General features: G+C 73.3%; 16 protein-coding genes. 7 read left to right on the forward strand and 9 right to left on the reverse strand.

The window, feature by feature from the left end; translation table 11 throughout:
- Nucleotides 1–84: 84 nt before the first annotated feature.
- Entirely contained in the window at nucleotides 85–2,013 is a 1,929-nt protein-coding gene (glgB, locus tag KIT14_10125; protein MCW5890898.1) for a 1,4-alpha-glucan branching protein GlgB, read from the reverse strand.
- A 97-nt stretch (nucleotides 2,014–2,110) separates the two neighbouring features.
- On the opposite strand from glgB, the gene KIT14_10130 reads away from it, so the two are divergent.
- From KIT14_10130 to KIT14_10145, 4 genes are all read left to right on the forward strand, one after another.
- A complete protein-coding gene (locus KIT14_10130) occupies nucleotides 2,111–3,292 on the forward strand; it encodes a diadenylate cyclase (protein MCW5890899.1) in 1,182 nt (393 codons plus the stop codon).
- Between the two features lie 171 nt (nucleotides 3,293–3,463).
- Nucleotides 3,464–4,693 carry a hypothetical protein gene (locus tag KIT14_10135; GenBank protein MCW5890900.1) on the forward strand — a complete coding sequence of 410 codons (1,230 nt, stop codon included), beginning with the start codon at nucleotides 3,464–3,466 and terminating at the stop codon, nucleotides 4,691–4,693.
- 11 nt (nucleotides 4,694–4,704) lie between these two features.
- Nucleotides 4,705–5,865: a hypothetical protein gene (locus KIT14_10140; GenBank protein MCW5890901.1), complete on the forward strand. Its 1,161-nt coding sequence runs from the start codon at nucleotides 4,705–4,707 to the stop codon at nucleotides 5,863–5,865.
- A 301-nt stretch (nucleotides 5,866–6,166) separates the two neighbouring features.
- The gene (locus KIT14_10145; protein ID MCW5890902.1) at nucleotides 6,167–7,315 is read left to right on the forward strand and encodes a hypothetical protein; all 1,149 of its coding nucleotides are present in this window, start codon (nucleotides 6,167–6,169) and stop codon (nucleotides 7,313–7,315) included.
- Between the two features lie 62 nt (nucleotides 7,316–7,377).
- On the opposite strand, the gene KIT14_10150 is transcribed toward KIT14_10145, so the two are convergent.
- Nucleotides 7,378–10,173 (reverse strand): PQQ-like beta-propeller repeat protein, encoded by a 2,796-nt coding sequence (locus KIT14_10150; GenBank protein MCW5890903.1) that lies wholly within the window; start codon nucleotides 10,171–10,173, stop codon nucleotides 7,378–7,380.
- A 225-nt stretch (nucleotides 10,174–10,398) separates the two neighbouring features.
- Here KIT14_10150 and KIT14_10155 point away from each other — a divergent pair, with 225 nt between their 5' ends.
- Both KIT14_10155 and KIT14_10160 read left to right on the forward strand, forming a co-directional pair.
- Nucleotides 10,399–10,887 (forward strand): hypothetical protein, encoded by a 489-nt coding sequence (locus KIT14_10155; GenBank protein ID MCW5890904.1) that lies wholly within the window; start codon nucleotides 10,399–10,401, stop codon nucleotides 10,885–10,887.
- 46 nt (nucleotides 10,888–10,933) lie between these two features.
- Nucleotides 10,934–11,638, forward strand: a complete 705-nt coding sequence (locus KIT14_10160) for a hypothetical protein (GenBank protein MCW5890905.1) — start codon at nucleotides 10,934–10,936, stop codon at nucleotides 11,636–11,638.
- Here KIT14_10160 and KIT14_10165 read toward each other — a convergent pair.
- From KIT14_10165 to KIT14_10175, 3 genes are all read right to left on the reverse strand, one after another.
- Nucleotides 11,551–13,233 (reverse strand): creatininase family protein, encoded by a 1,683-nt coding sequence (locus KIT14_10165; GenBank protein ID MCW5890906.1) that lies wholly within the window; start codon nucleotides 13,231–13,233, stop codon nucleotides 11,551–11,553. The two genes, KIT14_10160 and KIT14_10165, sit on opposite strands and share 88 nt — an antisense overlap.
- A gap of 137 nt (nucleotides 13,234–13,370) precedes the next feature.
- The gene (locus KIT14_10170; protein MCW5890907.1) at nucleotides 13,371–14,438 is read right to left on the reverse strand and encodes a GTP cyclohydrolase II; all 1,068 of its coding nucleotides are present in this window, start codon (nucleotides 14,436–14,438) and stop codon (nucleotides 13,371–13,373) included.
- Entirely contained in the window at nucleotides 14,435–15,250 is an 816-nt protein-coding gene (locus KIT14_10175; GenBank protein MCW5890908.1) for a cytochrome c, read from the reverse strand. The genes KIT14_10170 and KIT14_10175 overlap by 4 nt, the downstream gene beginning before the upstream one ends.
- A gap of 217 nt (nucleotides 15,251–15,467) precedes the next feature.
- Between KIT14_10175 and KIT14_10180 the strand changes: the two genes are divergently transcribed.
- On the forward strand, nucleotides 15,468–17,186 hold the full coding sequence (locus KIT14_10180; GenBank protein ID MCW5890909.1) for a hypothetical protein: 1,719 nt from the start codon (nucleotides 15,468–15,470) through the stop codon (nucleotides 17,184–17,186).
- A gap of 65 nt (nucleotides 17,187–17,251) precedes the next feature.
- Here KIT14_10180 and KIT14_10185 read toward each other — a convergent pair whose 3' ends face one another.
- The 4 genes from KIT14_10185 to KIT14_10200 all read right to left on the reverse strand — a co-directional run bounded on the left by KIT14_10185 (nucleotide 17,252) and on the right by KIT14_10200 (nucleotide 25,122).
- Entirely contained in the window at nucleotides 17,252–19,483 is a 2,232-nt protein-coding gene (locus KIT14_10185) for a PQQ-dependent sugar dehydrogenase (GenBank protein MCW5890910.1), read from the reverse strand.
- Nucleotides 19,484–19,510: 27 nt separating this feature from the next.
- Nucleotides 19,511–20,803 carry a DUF1501 domain-containing protein gene (locus KIT14_10190; GenBank protein ID MCW5890911.1) on the reverse strand — a complete coding sequence of 431 codons (1,293 nt, stop codon included), beginning with the start codon at nucleotides 20,801–20,803 and terminating at the stop codon, nucleotides 19,511–19,513.
- Between the two features lie 27 nt (nucleotides 20,804–20,830).
- A complete protein-coding gene (locus KIT14_10195) occupies nucleotides 20,831–23,251 on the reverse strand; it encodes a hypothetical protein (GenBank protein ID MCW5890912.1) in 2,421 nt (806 codons plus the stop codon).
- A 179-nt stretch (nucleotides 23,252–23,430) separates the two neighbouring features.
- Nucleotides 23,431–25,122, reverse strand: coding sequence for a proprotein convertase P-domain-containing protein (locus KIT14_10200; GenBank protein ID MCW5890913.1), 1,692 nt, complete (start codon nucleotides 25,120–25,122; stop codon nucleotides 23,431–23,433).
- Nucleotides 25,123–25,142: the final 20 nt, after the last annotated feature.

Here is a 25,142-nt window from a genome sequence, read left to right on the forward strand (position 1 = left end):
AGGATCCTCCTTGCCGTCGGTCCTACGCCACCCGGGGTCGTGTCGCAGCCGGCCGGAACGACGAAGAGCCCACGCATCCGGCCGTCAGGCCGGTGCGCTGCCCTTGAAGACGACGACGGCCAGCGGCGGCAGCGTCACGAGGAGCGACTGGAACTCGCCGTGCCACGGCACCGGCAGGGCCTCGAGGCCGCCGAGGTTGCCCTGGCCGCTGCCGCCGTAGAGCGGCGCGTCGCTGTTCAGGATCTCCTGCCACCAGCCCGCGAAGGGGACGCCGATGCGGTAGTTGTGCCGCGGCACCGGTGTGAAGTTGCAGGCGACGACGAGCACCTCGGAGGCCGAGCGGCCGCGGCGCGTCCAGGTGAGGACGCTCTGCTGCGCGTCGCCGCAGTCGATCCACGCCATGCCGTCCGGCTCGCAGTCGCGCTCATGGAACGCGCCCTCGCCGCGGTAGGCGGTGTTGAGGTCGCGCACCCAGCGCTGGAGGCCGGCGTGCCCCGCGTCGTCGAGCAGGTGCCAGTCGAGGCTGCGCTCGTGGTCCCACTCGGCGTACTGCCCGATCTCGCCGCCCATGAAGAGCAGCTTCTTCCCGGGCTGCGCGTACATGTAGCCGAGCAGCAGGCGCAGGTTGGCGAGCTGCTGCCAGGCGTCGCCGGGCATCTTTCCGAGCAGCGAGCCCTTCCCGTAGACGACCTCGTCGTGCGACAGCGGCAGGACGAAGTTCTCGGTGAAGGCGTAGAGCATCCGGAACGTGAGCTCGTTGTGGTGGAACGTGCGGTGGATCGGATCGCGCGCGAAGTACTGCAGCGTGTCGTGCATCCAGCCCATGTCCCACTTGAAGCCGAAGCCGAGGCCGCCCAGGTAGGTGGGCCGCGACACCATCGGCCACGCCGTCGACTCCTCGGCGATCGTCTGCACGCCGGGCACGTGCTCGTAGACGCGCGTGTTCAGCACGCGCAGGAAGTCCATCGCCTCGAGGTTCTCGCGTCCGCCGTGGCGGTTCGGGATCCACTCGCCGGTCTGGCGCGAGTAGTCGAGGTAGAGCATCGAGGCGACGCCGTCCACGCGCAGGCCGTCGGCGTGGTACACCTCGAGCCAGAAGAGCGCGCTCGACAGCAGGAACGAGCGCACCTCGTTGCGACCGTAGTTGAAGATGAAGCTCTTCCAGTCCGGGTGGAAGCCCTGACGCGGATCGCCGTGCTCGTAGAGGTGCGTGCCGTCGAAGAAGCCGAGGCCGTGGCCGTCGGTGGGGAAGTGCGAGGGCACCCAGTCGAGGATCACGCCGATGCCCGCCTGGTGCAGCGAGTCGATGAGGAACATGAGGTCCTGCGGCTCGCCGTAGCGGCTCGACGGCGCGAAGTAGCCGGTCGTCTGATAGCCCCACGAGCCGTAGAACGGGTGCTCCATCAACGGCAGGATCTCGACGTGCGTGAAACCCATCGACGCCACGTACTCGACGAGCTGCGGCGCGAGCTCGCGGTACGAGAGCAGCCGGCGCGGGTCGGCGGGATCGCGGCGCCACGAGCCGAGGTGCAGCTCGTAGATCGCCATCGGCGCGGTCAGACCGTCGCGCGCCGCGCGCGACGCCAGCCAGGCGTCGTCGTGCCACTCGTAGTCGAGCGTCCATACGCGCGACGCGGTCTGCGGCGGCACCTCGTGGAGGAAGCCGACCGGGTCGGCCTTCTCGGCGTGATGGCCGTCGTAGCGCGAGGCGACGGCGTACTTGTAGACGGCGCCCCTCGGCACGCCGGGGAGGAACCCCGCCCAGACGCCGGACCCGCACACCGTCGCGAGCGGATTCGCGGTCGCGTCCCAGCCGTTCCAGTCGCCGATCACCGACACCCGCTCGGCGTCCGGCGCCCACACCGCGAAGTGCGTCCCGGCGACGCCGTCCACCGTCACCGGATGCGCGCCCAGCTGTTCCCACAGGCGCAGATGCGTGCCCTCGGCGAGGAGATAGAGGTCGTGGTCGCCGAGGAACCGCGGCGTGTGGGGGACGGCGAGGGAGGACGACACGTGCCCTCACCGTGCCGGCCCACGCTGCGCCTGACAAGACCCGGCGAGGCGGCGGGGTTGCGTGCCGCCCGCGCCGCGGCATAGCTCGGAGCGCTCCATGTCGGATGTCCTGGAATCCGTCCGGATCGGCGACGTGGTCGACGTCCTGCTGGTGACCGCGCTGGTCTACACGCTCGTGGTGTGGCTGCGGCGCACGCAGTCGGCGTTCGTGGCGCTCGGCTTCTTTCTGGTCGGCGGCCTCTACGTGGCCGCGCAGGCGCTCGATCTGCGGCTCACCACCTGGCTGTTCCACAGCTTCTTCGCGATCTCGGTGGTCATGATCGTGGTGATCTTCCAGGAAGAGCTGCGCCAGCTCTTCGAGCGCGTCGCCCTGTGGAGCCTGCGGCGGAGCAAGCAGGACGGCGTCGCGCACGCGGTGCCGAGCGACATCCTCGTCGAGACGCTCGCCGACCTCGCGCACACGCGTGTCGGCGCGCTGGTCGTGCTGCCGGGCCGCCAGCCCCTCGAGCGGCACGTCCGGGGCGGCATCCCGCTCGAGGGCGCGGTCAGCGTGCCCCTTTTGAAGAGCGTCTTCGATCCGCACTCGCCCGGTCACGACGGCGCGGTCATCGTCCGCGGCCATCGCATCGAGCGCTTCGCCGTGCACCTGCCGTTGTCGATCGACTTCGCGCAGCTCGCGGGACGCGGCACGCGGCACAGCGCGGCGCTCGGGCTCGCGGAGCTCACCGACGCCTGCTGCCTCGTGGTGTCCGAGGAGCGCGGCGAGGTGTCGGTCGCGCGCGACGGTCGCCTGCTCACGCTGCGCGATCCGTCCGAGCTGACGGCGATCGTCGCCGACGCGCAGCGCGTCTTCGAGCCGTCGGCGCGGCGTCAGGCGTTCTGGGGACCCCTGCTGCGCGAGCACTGGATCGAGAAGGTCGCGTCGCTCGTGGTGGTGTCGGGACTCTGGCTCGCGCTGGTGCCGGGCTCGCGGCCGGTCACGCGCACGTTCTCCGTCCCGGTGAAGGTCGCGAACCTGCCGCCGGAGCTCCAGCTCGAGTCCGTGCAGCCGGCCGAGATCACGATGACCCTGACCGGGCTGCGGCGCGAATTCTACTTCGTCAGCCCGCGCCTGCTCGAGGTGACCGTCGACGCGGCGCTCGCGCGCGACGGCCGTCGCACCTTCCAGGTCGTCGACAGCGAGCTGCGCTACCCGAAGGAGCTGGCGCTCGAGAACGTCGAGCCCGACGCGGTGAAGCTCGACCTCCGCCCGACGCCGGCGTCCGAGGCCGCGGGCTGAAGACGCCGCGTCGCCTGCGCAGCTGCGCTAGGACCCCGCACCTCCTCCTCTGTTGCAGTGTCTGTCTCTCCTGCAACGGCGTGAGCGCAGGCGACGGCGGCGCGCGCTAAGCCTGACGCCGCACGATCGGCGCCGCGACGGGCCGACCGCCACGCGGAAAGGAGACACGCCATGCGCGCACCTCGGCTGCCCGCGCCGCTCGGTGCCCTGCTCGGGCTCGCCGCGACCGTCGCCGGCGCGGCCGCTCAGGGGCCGCCCCTCGATCGCGACCTCGGAGCGTTCTGCCTCTTCGCGATGCGGAGCCTCAACCTGAAGAACCTCACGCTGAACAGCGCCTGCAACGTCGGCGTGAACTGCGCCCGGCCGACCACCAACTCCGACTGCGGGACCGTGAACCTGCAACGAGGCTTTCTCGCCGACGGCGCCCAGCTCGCGTCCGACGCCGCCCGCATCGACGGCGGCAGCCTGTGGCAGCTCTTCCGCAACGACGCGTCGTCGCTGGCGGGCGTCACGCTGCGGCGACCCGGGCCGAAGCCCGACGGCACGTTCCCGCTGTCGCCGCTGCCGATCCTGGCCGACGCCGACGGCGACGGCGCCGCCAGCTGCGCGCCGGGATGCGTCCCCGACTACGGCGACGTCGAGGTCGCCTGCGGCTTCCCGGCGCCGTTCCCCGCCTGCACCGCGGGCGCCGACGTGACGGTGCCGGCCCGCGGCGACTGCACGGGCGCCGCGGACGCCAGCCCCGGCAACGGCCGCTGCGACCTCGCGCCCGGCAGCTACGGGCGCCTGACGGTCCAGAACGGCGCCGCGCTCACGCTGCGCGGCGGGACGTACGCGCTGTGCCAGCTGAACCTCGGGCGCAACACGACGACGCGCACCGACGATCCGGCGGTCCTCGCGGTGTCCGGCGACGTCGCGATCGGCAACGGCTCGACGTTCGGCCTCGTGTGCGGCGCGGTGACGCTCTTCGCGCGCGGGCCGGGCGGGTTCTCGCTCGGCCGCAACACGACCGTCGTGGGCGAGTTCTGCGCCCCCGAGCGTGCCCTGCTCGTCGGTCGCGGCAGCGACCTCACGGGACGCCTCGTCGGCGACCGCATTCCCGCCGACTTCGACGTCCGCGTCAGCGCCTGCGGCGGCGTCGGTCCGGCGGAGGTGTGCGCGTGCTTCGACGCCTTCGCGCCGACGACGGCGCCGGTCGGTGCGACGGTGATCTTCACCGGCGGCTGCGATCTGCGCGCCGTCGACGCCGTCACCATCTGCGGCCGGCCGGCCGGCATCACGCTGCGGGCGCAGAACGAGCTGCACGTGGTGGTCCCCGTCGGGGCCAACGGCGCCTGCCCGGTGCGGGCCGTGAGCACGGCCGGCGCCTTCACCGCGGCGACGCCGCTCGTCGTCCCGTAGGAGGTGCCGCCATGACGCTTCCCCATCTGCTGCTCCTCGCCGTCGCGCTCCTCGCCGTCGCGCTGCCGGTCGCGGCGCAGCCGTTGCGCCGCGATCTCGGCGCCTACGCGCTCCTCGCCATGCGCCGGGCGGCGCTGAAGGACATCACGGTCGCCGGCACGTGCAACGTCGGCGTGAACTGCGGCTCGCCGAGCCCCGGCTCCGACTGCGGCATCCTGCGCATGGACGACGCCACCTTCGCCGACGGCTCGCAGGCCGCCGGCGACCGTACCTTCCAGCGCGCCGGCAGCGTCTTCTTCCAGCTGTTCCGCAACGGCGGCGGTCCGCTCGTGGGCGTCACCGTGAACCAGCCGCCGATCGCGTCGTTCGCGACGCCCATCCTGCCGGCTACGTGCGGCGCGTCGTGTGCGCCGGACTACGCGGCGATCGAGGCGTCCTGCGGCTTCCCGGTCCCGTTCCCGGCGTGCGCCCCCGCGCGCCGCGTGGTGGCGGCGAAGAACGCCGACTGCGCCTTCGACATCCGACCCGGGAACGGCATGTGCGACCTCGCGCCCGGGGCGTACGGCACGATCGAGGTGCGCAACGGCGCGACGGTGCTGCTCGCCTCCGGCGCCTACGTCGCCTGCGATCTCCGCGTGAGCCGCAAGGCGCGCGTGCTCGGCGAGGGCATCGTGCTCGACGTCGGGCCAGGCGGCGGGCTCCGCGTCGGCAGCGGCAGCCAGGTGGGCCAGGACTGCGGCGACCTCGTGGTGCACCTCGCCGGCCTCGGCCCGGTGACGTTCGGGCGCAACGCGCGCATCGCCGCGCAGATCTGCGCCCCGCGCGCCGACGTTCGTCTGGGGCACGCCAACGTCATCGTCGGTCAGGTGATCGCCGACGCGATCACCTCGGACGCGAGCAACGACGTCCAGTGCTGCGGCGGGCGCTGCGCGTGCGTCGACGACGTCACGCCCGATGCGGCGAGCCCCGGTCAGACCGTGCTGCTCGCCACCCGGTGCGACCTGTCCGCCGCGACCGCGGTGCGCATCTGTGGCCGTGCCGCGCATGTCCTGGCTCGCTCGCCATCCACCCTCGAGGTGGTGGTTCCCGCCGGCGCGGCCGGCGCGTGCCGCGTCGAGGTCGACAGCCCCGCGGGAACCTGGGAGCACGGGCGCCCGCTCCAGGTGGGTTAGAGTCGGGGACCGATGCCCCGACGTCGGACGCGCCGACGACGATTCGCAAAACAAGCCAACTTTGGACGTTGACACCCCGTCCAGCACCGGCAGCCTGGGACGCGTCGAGTCGCGCCTGGGAGCGGGACGATGGACGGCATGGACGAGCAGCACCTCCGGCAGAGCCCGTGGCTCGGTGACCGCCGGCGGAGCAGGTATGCGTCCCCTCCGATCCGCGGACCGCCTCCGTGGCGTGCCCGGTCCCATTTCGACGCGACCTCGTCGCATCCGACCGACCATCACACGGAGGAGGTGGCCAATCATGAATCCGCGTTTCATCGTTGCGGCGTGCGTGCTCGTCGCGGCATCCGCCGTCGGGCCCGCCGCGGCACAGACGTGCGGCAACGGCATCGTCGAACCGCCCGAGGCGTGCGATCCGCCGGGCAGCATCAGCTGTCCCGCCGGCTCCCCGGGCGGCGCCTTCCAGGCCTGTGCGGCCGACTGTACGTGTCCCGCAGGTGACGGAGCCCTGAACGCCTTCCAATGCTACGGCGCACGCGTCGGCTTCCGCGGCGCGGACGTCGAGCTCGTCGACCGCTTCGGCAGCTACGACGTGTCGCTTCGCAAGGTGTCGGACGTCTGTGCGCCCGCCGACGTCGGGAGCGACGACGACCGTGCGTCGCTCGCCGCGGCCGACCCGGCGCATCTGACCCGCTACCCGTTCAAGACCCGGCAGGGCGAGACGCCCACGCGCGAGCAGAAGATGGTGAACGAGTTCGGCACCTTCATGCTCGACGTCGGCAAACCCGTCGCCCTGCTCGTGCCCACCGCCAAGAGCCTCGACGGTCCGCCGTCGCCGCTCGGCGCGTTCGTCGACCACTTCACCTGCCATCGCGTGAAGCCGTCGCGGGGTACCGCACGCTTCGCCGGCGCGAAGCAGGTCGCGATCACGACGCAGTTCGAGACCACGACGATCGACCTACGCAAGCCGCGCACCCTGTGCGCGCCGACCGACAAGAACGGCGAGGACGCGGGCGCCGTGGAGCGTCCCGACCACCTGCTGTGCTTCGACGTGAAGGGCCGCGGCGGCATCGGCCGCCCCGCGGTCTTCCTCGACAACCAGTTCGGCGAGCAGAGTGGTCGCATGCGCGGGCATCGCCATGAGTTCTGCGTGCCGTCGAACGACGGCACGGTGCCGACCACGACCACGACCAGCAGCTCGACGACCTCGACGCTCGCGCCGTCGACCACGACGACGTCGAGCACCACGTCGACCACGGTCGCGCCCTCGACGACGACCACGACCGTCGAAACCACGACCACGACCGTCGAGACGACGACCACCACGCTCGAGACCACGACCACGACGCTCGAGCCGACCACCACGACCACGTCCAGCACGACCACGACGACGATGTACGGGTCGCCGGGCCGTGCCTTCCTCGATCCGGTGCGGGGCCTGCTCGACTAGGGTCTGTCCCGACCGTGCCGTCCCCCGATTCCCGGGCGCCGGGATCGGGGGACGGCCGGCGCTCACGGCACCGCGAGCGTGGTGCGCGCGGCCGGATACGCGTCGACCATCAGCCACGCCCGGACGTCGTGCGGCACGGTGTCGGCCGGGAACGGGAGGTGGACCGCGGCGAGCGTGCCGTCCGGCGCGATGCTGCGGGTGGTCGTGAAGCCGTAGTCGAGCGTCACCGCCTTTCCGGTGAGGACGTCGACGAGGAGGATGCCGACCGCGTGCGTGTCGGGGCGCAGCGCGCTGCCGGTGAGGGTCGCGGTGACGCCGGTCGGCGTCGCGCTCCACGCCACCGCGCCGACGCCGGCTGGGGCCGTCTGCACGCCGCCCTCGTACGGCGCGAGCTCCGCACCGCCGAAGACGTTCAGCAGATCGGTCTGCGGGTTGCAGAAGCCGAGCTGTTGGAAGAAGGGCCCGTAGAACGTGATGCCCGCGCACGGCGTCAGCGCGTTGATGGTCGGGCTGGTCTCTGCCGCACCGCGCGCGTCGAGCCGCGTGGCGATGCGGAAGAGCGCGAACGGGATGCGGATGTTGTTGAACTCGATGGCGAAGCCGCTGTCGTTCGCCATCGTGACGAGCCCGCCGTCGTGGCGCAGCTCGAGCGGGAAGAGGACGCGCGTCGCGGGGTCGACGACGGCGCGGTTCTCGCCCTCGGCGAGCCTGCCGCCGACGACCCAGGCGATCGCCTGGCCGTCGGCCGTGCTCTCCACCAGCCCGACGAGGTAGTGGAGCGAGTCGAAGCCGATCTGGTTGTACGAGGGCAGGATCGTCGGCAGCGGCGCGGCGAGGCGCGACAGCTCGAAGATGCCGGCCGGGTCGCCGGGTGCCGCCGGTACGGGCAGCGGCAGCGGGCCGCCGTCGGCGGCGGGCCGGACGTCGAACGTGAGGTCGGCCGCGAACGCTCCGCCGACCGACCCCCCGGTGAAGCGCAGGCCCTGGCGGTCGGGATTCACGAGGTAGTCGCCGTGCACGCGGACGTGCAGCGGCCCGCCGGCCGGACCGGCGAGGCGGCCTTCGGGGATGAGCGTGATGAACTTGCGGTCGCCCGACACCTCGGCGCGCAGGGGCGCCGGCGGCTCGGTGGTGACCACGACGCTGGCCGTGTCGACGTGCGCGAGGATCGTGTCGCCCGCGGCGCGCACGAGGAGCGCGAGCGTGAGCGGCTGATTCGCTTCGATCGCCGCCGGCGGCGCGGGCAGGAGCCGGCCGAACTGCGTCGCCCACAGGAGGAAGGCGCCGTCGTCGGGCAGGTCCTCGCCGCCGGTGCGGCAGCGCCCGTCGCCGGCGGCCTCGGGGCGCAGGCACCAGTCGTACGGCACGCTGAACACCTCGCCGCTCTCGCCGGCGATGAGGATGGCGTCGTGGCCGAGGGCGGGCGAGGCGTTGAGATCGTCGCGCGGTCCGTCGATGAGCTGCATCGACCAGCGCAGCGTGCCGTCGGGATGGAGGACGAACAGGCGGCCCTCGCCCGAGCCGACGTAGACGTTGCCGTCGCCGTCGACCGCAGGCGAGGAGCGGATCGCGTCGCGGGTGTCGAACTGCCAGCGCACCGTGCCCGTGTCGGGGTCGAGCCCGTAGACGCTGCCGTCGGCCGACGGCTGCACGATCGTACCGTCGGGCAGCTCGGCCGGGCTGGCGTAGATGTGGTCGCGCGCGCCGAAGCTCCAGCAGGGCACGCCGCTCGCCTGGTCCCAGCAGCGCACGAAGCCGTCGTAGCCGCCGACGATCACCTTCCCGTCGCGTGTCACCATCGGGCTCGCGGCGACGGTACCGCCCACGCCATGGCTCCACAGCGCCGTGCCAGTGGCCGCGTCGATCGCGAACACGTTCGGCAGGAGCAGCTGGATGTTGTTGCCCATGAAGAGCCGGCCGGTCGTGGGATCGAGCGCCGGCAGCGACCACGTCTGGTCGGCGGTGCGGAACGCCCAGCGCACCGCGCGCGTGTCGCGGTCGATGGCGTAGGTGAGGAAGTTGTCGTTCGGGACGTAGAGCGTGCCGTCGGTCCCGATGGCGACGTTGCCCTCGAACCAGTTGATGAACGCGCCCGTCGCCGAGGCGGGATCGGCGGCGAACTGCCAGGCCGGCGCGCCGGTGGGCGCGTCGAAGGCGTAGAGGATGCCGTCGCCCGAGCCCACGTAGACGCGGCCGCGGTCGTCGAGGAGCGCCGACGAGTCGATGATCTCGCCCGTCAGGTGCTGCCACTTCGGCCTGCCGGTGGCGGCGTCGAGTGCGTAGAAGGTGCGGTCGGCGGACCCGACGTAGACCGTGCCGTCGCCGCCGACGGCGGGTGTGCTGAAGATCCCCTTGCCGGTCGGGAACGTCCACAGATGGCCGCCGGTCGTCGTCGGGCGGATCGGACTGCGGCCGGTCTGCTCGGCGGTGCGGCGGAACTTGGGCCACGGGCTGGTCGGGTCGAGCGGTACGCCGTAGTCGAAGCCGCGGCGCGACACCGCGAAGCGCCGCTTGCGTGGCCGGCGGTCGACGGTGATCGTTCCGCGCAGGAGGTCGCACGCCGGCGCGGCGATGCGCGCCTTCAGCTTCACGCGGCCGCCGAGGCCCGGGCACGACGCCCAACGCGCACGGATCGTCGTCCCGCGTGCCGTGGCGCGCACGCGCGCGCGCACCGGTGGACAGACGTCATCGACGGCGAGCGTGTGGCCGTCCCAGACGAGCGTCTCGAGGCCGCCGGCGCGGCCGATCGGCTGCACGGCGGCGAGCGGGAAGCGCCCGTCGGGGCAGGCGGCGGGGCGGGGCGCGGCGCCGGCGATTCCGGCCAAGGCGACGGCGAGCAGCAGCACGACGGGGCGCATCGGGAGCCAGGCGTAGCCGCGACCGCCGCGGCCGGTCAATGCATTTCCCGCGCAGACCGCGAGGCCTTCCTCATGGTCCCGGCCCGCACGGCCGCGCCGGAGGCGCGCGCGGGCCGGGGACCGTGTGGGGATGACGGGGCGTCACGCGTGCGTCGCCCGCCGTGCGCCCGCAGGCGCGGAATCGCGGCTGCGGCGGTGGCACGCCGGGTGCTCCAGGCTCCGCGGATGCGCCCACTCCTCGTCGCCGCGGCCCTCGTGCTCACGCTGCTCGCGCCCGCGTCGCGTGCCGGCGCGCAGGCTGCGGACGCCGACGGGATAGCCGACGCGGTGGACGCATGTCCGGACACCGGGACGGGCGCCCTGGTCGGCACGGACGGCTGCGAGGTCTGTGGCTGCGACGCCGACGCGGCGGGCACGGAGTGGCCGTCGCGGTACCACTACTTCCGCTGCGTCGTCACGGCGGCGCGCGCCGCCCGCGACCTGGGCACCGTCGATCGCCGCACGTACCGCAGCCTGGTGCGCCAGGCCCGTCTGTCGAACTGCGGCAGCCCCGACCTCGCGCGCTGCTGTCTCTTCCGCCGCGCCGGGGATACGGAGGGACGCTGCCGCATGCTGCCCGCCGATCGTTGCGACGCCGAGGTGATGCGCGCCGACGAGGCCACCGCGCTCGAGCCGGGCACCTGCCTGCCGAACCCCTGCGTGCGCGGCGAGTAGCGCGTCGCTGGCCGGCGTCCCCCGCGTCGGCTAGAAGCCGGCGCGCGTGTCGTCGATCTGGGCGTCGTTCTACGCCAGCGAGCTTCAGGGCCTGTGGCTGCTCAGCGTTCCGCCGGCGCTGTGGCTCGCGTGGATGCTGCTCGGCACGCCGCCGGCCACGCCCGGCGCCGAGCCGCGCGCGGCGGGCTTCGTACGCGCGTGGGCGCTCGTCTTCACGCTCGAGACGATCCTCGATCCGCCGCTGATCGTCTTCGGCGGGCTGCCCGCGCTGCTCTTCGTCCTGCTCGGCGACTTCCGCGTCTTCCTGCTCGTGTTCGGCGTGGCGCGGCCCGACACGCTGCTCGGCCCGGCGCTGGCGAAGGCAGCGCTGTGGACGACGTTCGTCCCGATCGTCGGCTACGGCGGCTGGTGGGGGCTCGACCGCACGCTCGGTCCGCTCCACCCGCAGACGCTCTGGCTGCTGTACGAGCTCTGCTTCCTCGGGCTGGCGCTGTGGATGCGCGGCGTCTGGCTGCCGCGGCAGCCGACGCCGGCGGCGCCGTACCTGCGCGCCGTGCTCGCCTACGTCGCGCTCTACTACGGGCTGTGGGCGCAGGCGGACGTGCTGATCCTCCTGGGCGTCGATCTCGGATGGCTGCTGCGCGTGGTCCCGAACCAGCTCTACTACGTGTTCTGGGTGCCGGTGGCGTTCCTGCTGTTCTTCGCGCCGCGGTACGCCGCTTCCAGCAGCGCCGTCCACGCCGCGAGGTAGCGCGCGCCGCGGGCCGCGTCGGCGCCCCGCGGATCGCCGACGACGCCGTCCGGCGCGTGCCGGCGCAGGTCGGGGTAGAAGAGGGCCTGCGGATCGGCGGTGTCGGTCACGAGGCCCGGCGCCAGCGCCGCCGTGCGCACGTCGCCGGCGCGCAGCGCGAGCAGGATCGAGGTCTCGATCTCGCCGGCGTGGTGGCCGCCGGCGGCGGGCGCGACGCCCTCGGCCCGCGCGGCTGCGTGCAGCGTGCCGGTGACGGCGGCGAGATCGACGAACGCGTCGACCGGCATCGGCGCGGCGGCGCGGCGCAGACCGGGCAGCAGGTCGCGCAGCACGGCGACGTTGCCGCCGTGGGCCGAGAAGAGGAAGGCGCGCGCGAAGCCGTGGCGGGCGAGCGCGCGCAGCACGTCGCCCAGCACCGCCGCCAGCGTCGCCGGCGTCACGTGCAGCGTGCCGGGAAAGCCGAGGTGCTCCGACGCGCAGCCGAGCCGCAGCGTCGGCAGCGCCGTGGCCTCGGGGATCGCGGCGCACAGGCGCGCGGCGAGCGCGTCGCCGATCCAGGCGTCGGTGGCGAGCGGCAGATGCGGCCCGTGCTGCTCGATGGAGCCGAGCGGCACGAACGCGGTCGCGTCGCCCGACGCCGCCAGCGCCGCGACCTCGGGCCAGGTGAGACGGTCCAGGCGGCGGGCGAGCGGGCGCGCGTCGAGGTCGTAGAGCGGCCCGTCGCGGCCCTTGCCCGGCCACGCGACCTGGTCGACGTCGGCGTCCGCGAGCGCGCGCAGGACGAGGGCGTCGAGCTGCGCCTCGTGGGCGAGGATCGCCTGCGGACCGGCGAGCGGCGCGTGCAGGCGCAGCAGACGATGGCGCGCCGGATCGAGCATGCCCTCGAGGCGCGCGAGCAGCGCGGCCTCGTCGGGCGCGTCGTCGCGCGTCAGCGCGACGAACGTCACGGGCCCGGCGAACGCCTGCTGGAAAGGCCCGTGCGCGACGTGCAGCAGGTCGAACACCGGCGGCAGCGGCCGCAGGAGCGCCTCCATCACCTTGTAGGCGAGATTCGTCGCGACCGCCGCGTAGCCGCCCGCCGCGACGAAGGTGAGCGGGCCGTCGAGCCGGTGCGGATCGACGCCCGCGACGGCGGCGCCGGCGCCCGCGACGGCCGCGACGGCTGCGTCCGCGTCGAACGGCACGCCGGCACCGAGCGCGCGCGCGAGTCGCAGCGCTGCGGCGTAGCCCACGAGCGGCCCCGTCAGGCGCACGAGCGTGCCGAACTCGTCCTCGCCCGCCATCGGCACGACGCGCGCGCCGGCGCCGGTGAAGGGCGCCAGCGCTTCGGCGCGCCGCGCCGCGGTGACGAGGAGCACGCGGCGCCAGCGCTCCGCGCCCGCCAGCGCCAGGCGCGCGTTCGCCGACGGGCCCTGCGAGAAGACGACCAGCACGTCGTCGGGCCGGCCGGCGGGCACGGCGTCGAGCGGCACCACGCGAGCGGGCAGGTCGCCGTACGTCCAGCAGCAGTGTGCGAGCAGGCGCGCGTGGGCCTCGGAGCTGCCGATGCCGGTCGCGACCACGCGGCGTACGGGGGCGGCGCCGAGGTCGAGCATGGGCCACGGCGCCGCCGGGTCGCGCGCAGCGCGCCGGCAGCGCCGCGGCGCGAGCCGCGAGCAGGCGCAGGCCCCTTCGGCGCGTCCCGACGTGGTCGCCGCAGGCGACCGGCGCGCTGAGCGCGAGTCCGCGCGCGTCATGAGTCGGCCGGTGACGCTGGCCCGCCGGCGTGCCTGACCGGCTGCGCCCGGCCGCCCGGCACGTGCGAGGCGAGCAGCCCGAGCGCGGTCGCGTCCGGCTCGCGGTCGCCCTCGACGACGAGCGTGACGCCGGTGCCGTGCGCGACCATGGCCGCCGCCGCCTCCTGCCAGCGCCGCCGGCTCTCCGGCGCGCGCAGCGGAAAGCGCTCGAAGAGCCGCTCGTGGTGCACGTGGAGCAGCGGCTCGGCGTGCGCGGGATCGCCGTGCGTGAGCACCACGCGCTCCCGCCGCCGCACGAGGTCGAAGTAGAGATGCAGCCGGAACCACGCCGGCCGCGGCGTGCGGATCGGCAGGAGGTACGAGGCGAGACGCAGGCAGCCGGCCCCGACGGCGCGCGGCGCCTCGGCAGTGACGGGCTCGGGCAGCTCGGCGTTGGCGCCGGCGCCGGCGTCGAGCACGTGTCCCGAGCGGCTCTTCGCGTCGAGGTAATGTCGACTGTACGGCTGCGCCGCGATCGCGAGCGGTGCGTGGCCCGCGACGGCGACGCCGGCCTGGCGCAGCGATGCGAGCTTCTCGGGGTTGTTCGTCAGCAGCACGAGCGGCGCCGTCGCGCCGACGAGCGTCGCCGCCAGCCCGACGTCGTCGTAGCGGCGCTGGTCGTGTGCCAGCCCGAGCCGGTCGTAGGCCTCGAACGTCGTCAGCCGGTTGCCGCTCGCCTGCACCAGCATGCGGTCGCGGGCCTTCGCGGCGAAGCCGGCGCCGCGGCCCTCCTGCGTCAGGTAGAAGAGGATGCCGCGGCCCTCGGCGGCGATGTGCGCCAGCGCCGCGTCGAGCTGCTCGGCGCAGTCGCAGTCGCACGCGCCATACGCCTCGCTGGTGATGCAGGAGGAGTGGACGCGCGCGAGCAGCGGCGCGTCGCCGCGCGGATCGCCGCGCACGACGGCCACCGCGGGCTGGCCCGAGGTGAGGTCGTGGAAGCAGTGCGCGTCGAACGGGCCGTGCACCGTGTCGAGCGGGGCCATGTGCGTGCGCAGCAGCGCGCCGGCGACGGCAGGGGCGCTCACGGCTGCCTCCGCGGGTCGTGCTTCCGTGTCTTCATGGCCTCGAAGTAGGCGATCAGGGCGTCGAGGTCGGCGTCGGTGAGGTCCGGGTGCGCGGGCATCTTGCCGTAGCGGAACGACTCGGGGTCGCGGATGTACGTCCTCAGCTGCGGGATCGGCCGGTACTCGACGATGCTCTGCGGGACGTTCAGGTCGGGACCGAGCGTGCCGCCCTCGCGGTTCATGGCGTGGCAGGCGATGCAGTCGCTGCGGAAGAGACGGAACCCCGCGAACGCGGGGCCGTCGGGCGGGAGGCCGGTCGGCACGGTGTGCGGCCAGCGGCGCGCGAGATCGGTCACCTCCACGGCGTCGAGCTGGTACGGCCATGGATAGACGTGCGGATCCTTCTGCGCCGGCCCGCTCCAGACGACGTAGAACGGCGCCGGGTCGATCGTGCCGAGGGGCGCGAAGCCGGCGGAGCGGTCCGCGTCGGCGAACGCGATCCAGCCGCCGGGCTCGGCGAGCCGCTCGGGCGATGCCGGGCGGGTGTAGCCGTCGAGCGCGCGGAAGACGACGTCCTGCCCCGCGAGCGACGCCAGCGGCGCGCCGAAGCCGAGCTCGAGGACGGCGGGCAGCGGGCAGGCGGCGTAGCGCCGCGTGCCGCCGGCGTAGGGGTCGTCGATCGTGATCACCGTCTCGCCGCAGCCGGCGCGCAGGGCCGCGAGGTCGACCCGGCGCACCTCGGCGTCGTCGCGCAGGAAGCGCAGCGCCGGGCCGTCGGCGAGCGCGACGCCAGCGCAGAGGAGGACGAGGCCGGCCGCCGGAAGGTGCCGCATCGCCCTCCGGATTAGCCGAAAAGCCGGGGAGAGCCGAGCCGGCCGGCGGCCGCGGCCCGAGGTGCGCAGGCGGCTCACGGCCTCGATGTCGGTGCGCCGAGGGTCGTGCGCTTCGTCCGGTACGGTGCGGCGGCCGGCCGCGGAAGAAAGGACTTCGCGTCCCCTGGGAACCGTGCTAGCGGGGCCCTCAGGGTCACAACACCAGGGGGGAAAGTCCATGGCACGGACCGCTCGATGGATCGTCGTCGCCGCGGCACTGCTTCTGCCCGTGGCTGCCAGTGCGCAGCCGCAGGGCAAGTGCGTCGCCGGCAAGACGAAATGCGTCGCGAACAAGTTCAAGGGCCTGCTGAAGTGTCACCAGCTCGCGGAGACGCCGGGCAAGCCGACCGATCCGAACGCGAAGGACTGCGTGACCAAGGCCAAGGCGAAGTTCGACGGCGGCGCCACGCCCGCGAAGGGATGCTTCGAGAAGCTCGAGGGCAAGACGCCCAACGACTGCGTCACCTTCGACGACACCGCCGCGCTCGAAGCGGCGGTCGACGCCTGCGTCGATCAGCTCGTCGCGGCGGTCGATCCGCCGCCGACCACGCAGAGCAAGTGCAACGCCGGCAAGAAGAGCTGCATGTCGAAGAAGGTCGGCGGCCTCCTCAAGTGCTACGCCAAGGCGCAGACGCCCGGGAAGCCGAACGACCCGAACGCCGCGGGCTGCGTCGACAAGGTGGTCGCGAAGTTCGAGCACCCGACCACCGGCTGCTTCGCGAAGCTCGAGGCCAAGAACCCGGCCGACTGCGAGACGCTCGGGAACGCCGCCAGCGTCGAGAGCCTGATCGACGCGTGCGTGCAGGCGATCGTCGACGACCTCGCGCCGTCGTCCACGACCACCACGGTCGGCCCGGCGACCACGACCACCAGCACGGTGCCGGCGACCACCACCACGACCGTCGCCACCACCTCCACCACCACCTCGACGACGTCCACGACCAGCACCACGGCGCCGCCGGCCAATCCGACCTCGCTCGACTTCATCGCGGCGACGGGCACCGGCCTCTGCGGCGACCGCCGCCGCAACGACCTCACGGTGCTGAGCGACCTCGAGTGCAACAAGCTCTACATCGGCGGCGGCAACGCCACGGTCACGGCGAGCACCAACCCGAGCGGGGTCGTGAACCGCATCGCCATCACCGGCTGCACGGGCAACAGCTGCACGCTCGGCCCGACGCTGGCGCAGACGGGCCCGAGCAACAGCATCGAGTGCACGAACACGGGCTGCTTCTTCGGCTCGCCGGTCGCGATCCCGAACTTCGGCACCTCGTCGTGCGTGATCAACACGTTCGCGACGCCGGTGTCGGGCACGCTCGACGTCTCGACGGGCGTGACGACCAACCTCGGCTTCAACCTCCAGTCGGCGACCTACGTCACCGGCAACAACACGCAGCCGTGTCCGATCTGCGTGACCGCCGTGCCGGGCGGCGCGTTCGCCCCTCAGCCCGGTACCTGCGACCGTGGGGCGCGCAAGAACATGGCGTGCATCAGCTCGAACCCGCAGGGCCTCTCGCGCGACTGCCAGCCGCTCAACGGCGAGGTCGATCCGGGCACCGGTCAGGCGACGCAGTTCGCCGGCAATCTGGCGGTGAACCTGTCGCCGCTCACCACCGGCACGCGCACCGAGACGCGGCTCGATCCGAACGGCGGCCTCTTCTGCCCGGGGCAGGGTGCGGGGCAGCGCGGCTGCTTCCTCGGCGGCAACACCTGCCGGCAGGTCAATCTGAGCGGCGCGCCGTCCGGCTCCCTGCTGCCGATCGGGACGACCGCACAGGGACGCTTCGCGTCCATCTTCTGCATCCCGTCGTCGACCAGCGCCCTGCTGAACGTCGGTGCGAACCTCCCGGGTCCGGGCGCCACGACGATCGTGGCCGACCTGAGGCTGAACCCGTGAGCCGCGCCGCGGGAGGGGCCACCCCGGCCCCTCCCGCGGCAGCCGGTCGTGCAGGTCGCGGCGCCTCACGGGGCGCAGCGCAGCGTGCGCCCCTTCGTCGCGCAGCCGAGTGCCGAGACGAAGCACTGGTCGCCCACGATCAGCTTCGCGCTCACGCCGGTCGCGCCGGTGACGGCGCTGCCGCGTGCCTTGGCCTTCAGCACCATGCCCGTGCCCTTCGGCTTCAGCTGGAGCAGCGTGAGGCCGCCGGCGTTGCCGCGGCCGTCCTTGTAGCGGAAGCCGCCCTTCTTCACCCGCCACCGCGGGTCGCTCGCCGGGTGCGCGAGCTCGCTGCGGTGCACGGCGTCGGCACCGGCCATGAGCTCGAGCGTGACCGCGTCGGTGGTCGACGGCGCGATCGCCGGAGCGGGGGCGAACGAGCCGGCGAGCGTCACCTGGCCCTTGGCCTTGACGCTGAGCTGCACGCCGCCGAGCGGCGCCGGGCCCGCCCCCGGCTGGCAGACGGCGTCGACGCAGGTCTCGAGACCGTTGCACGGATCGGCGTCGGGGCACGGCGTACCGTTCGGCAGCGGCGGGCCTGCCGCGCAGCGGCCGCTCTGGCAGACGCCGTCGCTCCGGCACTGGGTGGGCGAGCTGCACGACGTGCCGTCCGCGGCCGGCGTGCTCGCGGCCTGGCAGATGCCGCCCCGGCAGGTCTCCGTGCCGTTGCAGACGTCGCCGTCGTCGCACGGCGTGCCGTCGGCTTGGCCGGGGCAGGGCCCGCCGGGTGCGAGGCAGGCCGTGCGCGCGAACGGATTCTCCAGGCCGGCGAAGCAGGCGTCGGCGACGCGGCCGGCGGGGCCGGCGTAGGGCGTGAAGGCGGTGGCGTACTCGATGCGGAAGATGGCGCTGTCGGCGGTGAAGTCGTTGCCGTTGTTCTGCTTGCCGGCGACGTAGAGCACGGCGGCGCCGAACGGGCTCGGGCCCTGCGCGATCGCGGTCAGGTTCGTGAAGCTCGGGTTGTCGAAGTCGCCGTCGTCGTCGATGTCGTAGACGGCGCGGAAGTCGCCGTCGCTGTTCGAGTCGTGGAAGACGAGCGGCTCGAGGCCCGTCGAAGCGGGGAGAAAGCAGGGCGGCTCCAGGTCGACGCGGTAGATGCGGGCGCTGTCGCGCAGCAGGTAGAAGACGTCGCCGTAGAACTCGGCCGGGTAGCCGAGCCCGGTGTAGGAGCCGACGGCGGTCGGCGGCGACGCGCCGTTCGCGTGCGTCAGCACCGGTCGCTGCCAGTCGGGGTGCTGCGCGTAGACCGCGTCGACGGTGCTGCCGCCGAGGCAGCTGGCCGCGCCGGTATTGATGCGGGTGCCCTCGAGGCACGGCCAGCCGTGGTTGCCGGCGCGCGGCGCGATGCCGATCTCCGACTCCTGCGAGTCGCCGCGGTCGGCGAACCAGAGCTGGCCCGTGAGCGGGTGCGCGTGGAGCGCACCGGGATTGCGCAGCCCGGTTCCGAAGGCGAACGGCTGTGCCCCGAACGGGACCGCGCCGGGGCCGGGCTGCGCCGGCGACGCGCCCTCGACGGCCATGCGCAGGATCTTGCCCGCGTGGTTCTGGCGGCCGTCGGCGTCGTCGATCGTGCGCGCCGGGTACTGCTTCGGGCCCTGGCAGACGTCGGTGCAGAACTGCGCGTTCTCGCCGCCCGTGAGCGGATTCGTGCCGGTGAGCAGCTGGGCGTTCCAGCGGCTGCCGCCGCCGTTGTCGCCGACCCCGAGGTAGAGGCAGCCGTCGACGCCGAAGCCGAGCGGCCCGCCGTTGCGCTGTGACGACTCGTCCGGCGGCTCGAGCGTGCGCTTCACCGTGCCGAGGTACTCGCCCGTGCCCGCCGCGTTCTCGCGATAGACGCGCACGTGCTGGTTCACCTCCTCGTCGGTCGTGGTGAGGTAGACGTAGACCAGCTTCGAGGTCGCGAAGTCCGGCGCCAGGGCCATGCCGAGCAGACCCTCCTCGTTGTTGGTGGCGCGCACGGTCTCGACCGTCGCCCACACCGTGCCCTCGTCGAGCACCGAGCCGTCGTTCTCGGCGTAGGCCGTGTAGACGCGGATCTCGGCCGTGCCCGGCACGTCCCCGCTCGTCTGCTCGAGCGCCTGGACGGCGGCGAAGAGACGGCCGTCGGGCGCGACCGCGATCGCCGAGATCGGGTTGCGCGCCAGGGCGACCGCCACGGCACGGAACCCGGGCTCGTCCAGGGTGGCGCGCACGGCGGGCGGAGTGCCGAGTGCGCAGACGAGGGCCGCGGCGAGGAGGGCGGCGCCGCGGCGCCGCACGGAGCGGGTCGAGACGCGCATCGCGGGTCAGGCGATGAAGCCGGTGAAGGGCGTCACCGTCGGCAGGTAATCGTTGGCGTTGGCGCCGGCGAGGGTGACGAGGCCCGCGACCATGTTGGTCACGTCGAGCAGCTGGCCGTTGGTGCGCGGCTGGCCGGTGGCGAGGTCGATCTTCACGCCCTGCTGCTGGCGGTCGGTGCGGCCGTAGACCCCGGGCGCGACGCCCTTGCCGACGACCAGCATCGAGGTGAACGGATGGTGGTCCTTGCCGTTGTCGCCGTTCAGCATCGGCGTGCGCGCGAACTCGGAGCAGTACACGATCGTGGTCTGGTCGAGCATCGTGCCGCCGCCGACGCCGGGCGTCGCCGCCAGCTCGTCGGCGAAGTCCTTCAGGAACGTGAACACCTGGTTCCAGCGCGCGTTCTGCTGGGTGTTGTCGTTGTGCGTGTCGAAGCCGCCGCTCGGCTGCAGCGAGACGCTCGTCGTGAGGCCGCTCTGGAAGGCGTTGGCGAGCGACTGCGCGAGCAGCTGGCCGTTGCCCATGTTGATGTTGAGCGAGGTGGCGAGGCGCGCGAGCTTGTCGGCGCGGCCGTTGGCGTCGTGGAACTGCGCCGCCTTGCCGGCGACGAAGTCCGCCGGTGCGCCTTCGTCGAGCATGCGCTCCCATTCGAGCGCCTGCTGCACGTAGGCTTCGCCGATCGCCGAGACCGCGAGCCGGTTGTCGCGGATGCGGTTGTAGGCGATGGCCTGGCTCATCTGCCCGCCGAGACGGCCGGAGAGGCCGGCGAACTGGCCGCCGAAGCTCTGCCCGCCGAGGAGCAGGTGCGGCAGCGGCAGGTCGGAGCCGTTGTGGCGCGCGGCGACCACCGCGAAGTCCGCGCGGGTGGCGTCGAGGTAGCCGGTCAGCACGAGCTGGCGGCTCTGGTCGTGCGCCGTCGAGCGCGTGTTGACGCCGTTGACGATCGCCGTGCGGCCGGCCCAGGCCTGGAAGAACGCGTCGACCGCCGGCCGCGTCGTCGGGTTCGACACGTAGGTGAGCGGTCCCGCGGTCGCGATCTGCGATGCCGGCAGGCCCGAGATCTCGAAGGGGACGTCGACGTCGACGCCGTCGGTCATGTCGAGCGGGTCGTGCACGTCGAGCGTCTGCGTGGGGTCCCAGCCGCCGTCGGCGAACATCATCACCATGAAGTGGGGCGTCGCGCTCTGCGCGAACGCCCGCCGCCGCAGCAGCGGGCCGGGGCAGGCGAGCAGCGCCGCGCCGGCGACCCCGAGCTTCAGCACCGCGCGCCGAGAGTAGTCCGCATTCCACGTCGTCCGCATGATTCAGCCCTCCGCGAGGTTTCGGGGTCAGTAGGTGATGAGCCGCGGCGAGCGCAGCATGGCGACGAGAACGCCGCGCCAGGCCCGGACGCCCGGCTCGCCGGGCACCTGCCCGGCGCCGTCGCCCGCCTGCGTGCGATCGTTCCAGAGCGCGCCGTAGAGGTTCACCAGGCGATCCACGTGCGGCGAGTCGGGCGCCCAGTGGACGCCGTACATCCGCCGCGCCAGGCGCGAGAGCACGGCGCGGATCGCGGCCTCGTCGGCGGCCGGATCCTCGTCGCCGGCGACGCCCGCGAGCAGACGGCGCTGCGCGTCGGGCAGCGCGAGCTCGTCTTCGACCGCGGCGCTGGCCGCCAGCGCCGCGAGCTTGCGGGTGACCATCAGGACCGAGGCGTTGAGGTTGGTCGCGCGGCCGGTCACCGAGGTGCCGTTGATGCCGCCGAGGATGACCTTGAAGGCGCGCTCCTCGGTGGTGAGCAGCGGCACGGGCTCGGTGCGCGGCGGGTCCGAGTCGGGGTTGTTGTCGTCCTGATCGTCGTCGGGATTGCGCGTCCAGGTGAAGCCGGCGACGTCGGCGACGAGCGACTCGAGCCGCTCGGGCGACGCGCGCCGCACCCAGGCGGGATCGTCGTTCGACGGCCGCTCGGTGTACGCGTTCGACGTCATCCAGCGCTTCACGAGCTTGCGGAAGTCGTGCCCGTCCTGGGTCCGCCACGCCTGGGCGATGCTCTGCACGAGGCCGAGCTCGCGGTTCGACTGCGGTTTGCGCTGGAAGAGCATCTCGAACGCGCGCCGCGTCTGGCACTCGGCGAAGCGCGGATGTCCGACGAGGAGCCGGCCGAGGTCCTGGAGGTCGGTCCCCGGCTTGCCGTAGACCGCCGGCGGCCTGAGGTTCGCCGTGCGCCAGCGCTCGGGGTTGGCGCTGAAGAAGTCGGTGCGGAAGCTCGTCCCGTTGCCGTCCTCGAGGCCGGAGGCGTTGTCGGTCGGAAAGAGGAACGACGCCATCGGGTCGAGGCGGTCGTGGCAGCCCTTGCAGTCGGCCCGCGTCGTGACGGCGCTCAGCACCGCGCCCGCGTCGTTGTTGTCGACGTCGCGGGTGACGTCGACCGGCGTGTCGAGGAAGTTGTAGCAGTGGAACACGATCGACCAGCGGTTCGCGCGCCGCCGGTTCTTGTTCGTGTTGTTGGTGTCCCAGACCTCGTAGAACGCGCTCGTCGACAGGAGGCCCGCGTGCGGGCGGCCGTCGGTGTAGTGCGTCGGCCGCCAGGCGTCGCCGGCCACGGGCTCCATCGCGTACGGCATCCGGCGCCGATTGCGCTGGAACATGGCGTTCGCGACCGTGTAGTCCGCCGTGCCGATCTCGGTGAACGGCCGGTCGTTGTCGACGATGTACCCGATCAGCTCGAGCGCCTCGCCGTAGATCGCGTCGGTCTCGTCGCGGCGCTCGTCGTTGAAGTCCTCGCGCCGCACGAGGAGCGCGTCGTCGTACGTGTCCTTCACCCGGGCGAGGAACTCCGGCGTGTGCAGCCACTGGTCGACGAGCGCCGGGTACACGTCGGGGTTCGCCTCGATCTGGTCGAGCTGGGCGGGCGTCGGACGCTTGCCCATGAGGTCCATGGCGGCGCGCACGGCGAGCTCCCACGAGGCCATCGGCAGCATCGGCGCGTCGGCGGGGCCGCCGCCGCACTGCCGGCCGCCGGCGACGAGGTTCACCCACTGCTCGAGGATGCCGTACTCCTCGCTGCCGGCGACGAGCCGCACGCCGCCGCCGTGGGGCAGGGCGCCGAGCGGCTTCTGGAGGATGCGCGAGGCGGGGGGATTGGCGAAGTCCACGTGCAGCGCGACGCTGTCCTGGGTCGCGAGCGGATCGCTCATGGTGACGCGGAAGCTGGTCGCCTGCGCGGCGCCGCCCTGCATGTGGCAGGCGCTGCAGATCGACAGCACGCGGCCCATCACCTGGCCGGTGAAGAACTCGCTCTCGCAGTGCTCCGGCGGATCGGCCGGCGGCACGTCGTGACGCTTCGCCATCGGCAGCTTGCCGTTCATGGTCAAAAGGCCGCCCTTCACGCGGCCCTTGCCGACGAGCGTGTCGCCGACGACCTTGCCCTTCCAGGTGAGCTTGGCGCCGGCGGCGGCGTCGACGCCCGAGAGCTTCAGCTTGCTGCCCCTCTGCGTGCCGACGACGGGGAAGAGCCCCGAGGCCGAGCCGTCGTCGAGGTTCATGGCGACGGTGCCGATGACGCTGGTCCCCGTCTGCACGAAGCTCGCGGCGACGATGCCCTGCGGGCCCCTCTTCGCCGCCAGCATGCCGTCCCACGACGCCGTGACGTCGGCCGCGGCCGCGCGTCCTACCCCCAAAAGGCCCGCCGCCAGCACGAGCGCGCCCGCCGCGCGGCGCGCTGCCCGCCGGCCGCCGAGATCGTGACGTCCCACCCAGGTCATCCGCATGATCCAACCCCGTGGCAGGGCGTGTGCGCCTCCCCATGGCGGTGGGGCACGAGGCCCCGCGCCTGGTGAACCTGGCGCGCGGCCGGACCCGTCCCGATGGTGCCGCTGCCCTGCATGCTGGGTCGACGAGGATGCAACCGATATGCCCCACGGCCCTGCGGCACGCGCCGCGGCGCCGCCTACGGCAGCGTCCGCCGGGAGCCCTTCGCGCGCAGCGTGCCGCGGCCGACGAACGCCGCGCCGCCGACGCGCAAACCCACCGTCAGCGCGGGGTCGTCGAGGGCGTCGAGCCGGAGGCCTTTGCCTTTGAGGGCGAGAGTGCCGCCGCGCTTGCCGGTGAGGATCGCCGCGATCGATCCGCCCGCGAAGACGCCCTTGGCCGTCACCTTCTTGCCGCGCACCCGGGCGTCGCCGACGACGGCGCAGGCGACGACGCCGTTGCCGTCGGCGATCAGCAGCTGGAGCGGCCCCGCGCCCGCGCCCGCGGCGACGCCGGCCGCCTTCACGACGAGGCCGGTCGCGCCCTTGCGCTCGACCAGCGTCACGCGCTTCAGGTCGAGCGGCGCGGCGCCGCAGCCGGGGTCGGCCATGTCGACGAGGCCGTCGCCGTCGTTGTCCACGCAGTCGTCGCAGGCGGTCTCGGGGAGCTGGCAGGTGCTCGAGCACGCGTCGCCGTCGAGGACGTTGCCGTCGTCGCACTGCTCGTCGCCGCCCACCTGCCCGTTGCCGCAGCGGCTGATCGTGCAGTCGACGTCGCAGCCGTCGCCGTTGGTGCCGTTGCCGTCGTCGCATTCCTCGCCCGGGTCCACCACCCCGTCGCCGCAGCCGGCGGTCGCGGTCAGGGTGAGCGTCCAGCCGAGCAGCTCGCCGACGTTGCCGAAAGCGCGGTCGCCCACGGTCAGCACCCAGTTGCCGTTCGGGTCCTCGCCGAGGAACGCGCCCAGCGCGCCCTCGGGCACGACGGCGACGAAGGGATCGCCGTCCACCTCGGGGAGCGGCATGTCGCTCACGGGCAGCGGCGCCGAGTCGTCGAAGACCGTGCCGAGATACAGGTCCCTGGCGTTGCCGCCGACGTTGGTGACGAGCTCGATGCGCGTGCCGCTCGGCGAGGTGAGGAAGACGTCGAGCTGACCGGACCGCGGATGGGCGATGCGCACCGTGACGTCGGCGTCGAGCACGCGCCGGCCCAAGCCGGCGACGGTGACCGGCGAGTTGATGGCGTCCTTCGGCGAGCCGTCGGGGATCTCGGCGCCGGGCCCGTCGAAGCTCGCCGTCGTGGCGGAGGGCAGGGCGGACAGCGTGCTGATCGCCATCGACCACGACTCGAGCACGCCGGTCGTGCCGCCCGAGTCGTCGACGACGACCAGCGCCCAGGGGCCCTTCGCGGGGTCGCCGACCATCGCCGCGAGCGCGCCCTCGGGCTGCACGCGGCCGATCGGCACGCCGTCCTCGTAGGTCACGTTGCGCACGTGGGCGGCCACGTTGGCGTTCGGGTCGGGGCTCTCGGGCGTACCGCGGTCGCGCGGTGGGGCCTGATCGTCGAAGGTCACGCCCTGGAAGACGTCGTCGTTGCCCTGGCCGTTGTCGGTGGTGAGGGTGACCGTCGTTCCCGACGGCGAGACGAGGTAGACGTCGAGCTGGTCGGGTGTGTCGTGGGCGATGGACAGGGTCACGTCCACGTCGATGATCCGGCCCGGCAGGTCGACGTTCAGGACGGCGACCACCGAGGCGTTGTCCGGGATCGGCACCTCGCCCTCCGTGAACGTGACCGTCGCCCCGGTGACGCCCGGAAAGCTCGGGGCGACGGCGTCTACCCGGGCAGACGTGCAGCAGAATCCCGCGAGGACCAGGCAGCGGAGAGCGCGGCGCATGGAGCCATGAGCAAGCCGCG

The organism is bacterium (assembly GCA_026129405.1).
In the GTDB taxonomy this organism is placed as follows: domain Bacteria; phylum Desulfobacterota; class Binatia; order DP-6; family DP-6; genus JAHCID01.

Excerpts from the sequence above, each read along its gene's own strand:
- KIT14_10130 (MCW5890899.1), top strand. The coding sequence starts at position 2,111 with ATGTCGGATGTCCTGGAATCCGTCCGGATCGGCGACGTGGTCGACGTC.
- KIT14_10135 (MCW5890900.1), top strand. The coding sequence starts at position 3,464 with ATGCGCGCACCTCGGCTGCCCGCGCCGCTCGGTGCCCTGCTCGGGCTC.
- KIT14_10140 (MCW5890901.1), top strand. The coding sequence starts at position 4,705 with ATGACGCTTCCCCATCTGCTGCTCCTCGCCGTCGCGCTCCTCGCCGTC.
- KIT14_10145 (MCW5890902.1), top strand. The coding sequence starts at position 6,167 with ATGAATCCGCGTTTCATCGTTGCGGCGTGCGTGCTCGTCGCGGCATCC.
- KIT14_10150 (MCW5890903.1), bottom strand. The coding sequence starts at position 10,173 with ATGCGCCCCGTCGTGCTGCTGCTCGCCGTCGCCTTGGCCGGAATCGCC.
- KIT14_10155 (MCW5890904.1), top strand. The coding sequence starts at position 10,399 with ATGCGCCCACTCCTCGTCGCCGCGGCCCTCGTGCTCACGCTGCTCGCG.
- KIT14_10165 (MCW5890906.1), bottom strand. The coding sequence starts at position 13,233 with ATGCTCGACCTCGGCGCCGCCCCCGTACGCCGCGTGGTCGCGACCGGC.
- KIT14_10175 (MCW5890908.1), bottom strand. The coding sequence starts at position 15,250 with ATGCGGCACCTTCCGGCGGCCGGCCTCGTCCTCCTCTGCGCTGGCGTC.
- KIT14_10180 (MCW5890909.1), top strand. The coding sequence starts at position 15,468 with ATGGCACGGACCGCTCGATGGATCGTCGTCGCCGCGGCACTGCTTCTG.
- KIT14_10190 (MCW5890911.1), bottom strand. The coding sequence starts at position 20,803 with ATGCGGACGACGTGGAATGCGGACTACTCTCGGCGCGCGGTGCTGAAG.
- KIT14_10195 (MCW5890912.1), bottom strand. The coding sequence starts at position 23,251 with ATGCGGATGACCTGGGTGGGACGTCACGATCTCGGCGGCCGGCGGGCA.
- KIT14_10200 (MCW5890913.1), bottom strand. The coding sequence starts at position 25,122 with ATGCGCCGCGCTCTCCGCTGCCTGGTCCTCGCGGGATTCTGCTGCACG.